The following is an 891-nucleotide window of genomic DNA, read 5'->3' on the forward strand; positions in this document are numbered from 1 at the left end:
TGTAGTGGTTTAATGAATTTGGCCACCTGACCAGAGGTGATATCCTCACCTCAATAACGTTACAGGTGATACGATGGGTAAACATTTCACAGCAGAATTTAAACTTGAAGCAGCCAAGCTGGTTGTTGACCAGCAATACACCTTTGTAGAGGCAGCAAAGGCGATGAACGTCAGCCTTTCTGCTTTGACTCGCTGGGTGAACAAGCTCCGTCTTGAACGTCAAGGCAAAGCGCCTGCTGGGCTGCCATTGACACCCGAGCAGAACGAACTACGTGAAATGAAAAAAAGAATACAACGTCTTGAAATGGAAAACGATATTCTAAAAAAGGCTACCGCGCTCTTGATGTCGGACTCGTTGAACAATTCGCGATAGTTAACAAATTGAGCGCGCTTTATCCCGTTAAAGCGTTATGCCAACTCTTTGAGGTCCACCGTAGCAGTTACCGATATTGGCACAGCCGTAAAAAGGTGCCGAATGCAGAGCGTGTCATAAAACGCAGTTTGGTCAGTGAAGTCTGGCAGGCTAGTGGCGGCTCTGCAGGTGCCAGAAATATTGCCACGATGGTGACGAATAAAGGGGTAAAACTGGGACGTTGGCTTGCTGGTAAGCTAATGAAAGAGCTTGATATAACGAGTTGTCAGCTTCCTGCGCACCACTATAAACGAGGTGGAAGTGAACGCATTGATATCCCTAACCTGCTTGAGCGTCATTTTGCTGTCACCCGACCAGATCAGGTTTGGTGTGGTGATGTGACGCACATCTGGACAGGTAAGCGCTGGGCGTATCTTGCTGTTGTGTTGGATCTGTTTGCCCGCAAGCCAGTTGGCTGGGCAATGTCCTATTCACCTGATACGGAACTGACCGTGAAGGCGTTACAGATGGCGTGTGAG

General features: G+C 48.4%; 1 pseudogene. It reads left to right on the forward strand.

Annotated elements, in window-relative coordinates:
* Nucleotides 1-36: 36 nt before the first annotated feature.
* Nucleotides 37-891 (forward strand): annotated as a pseudogene (locus IV04_RS26995) (IS3 family transposase); the annotation flags it as partial.

The sequence above is a fragment of the Serratia sp. Ag1 genome (assembly GCF_000743355.1).
Taxonomy (GTDB): domain Bacteria; phylum Pseudomonadota; class Gammaproteobacteria; order Enterobacterales; family Enterobacteriaceae; genus Chania.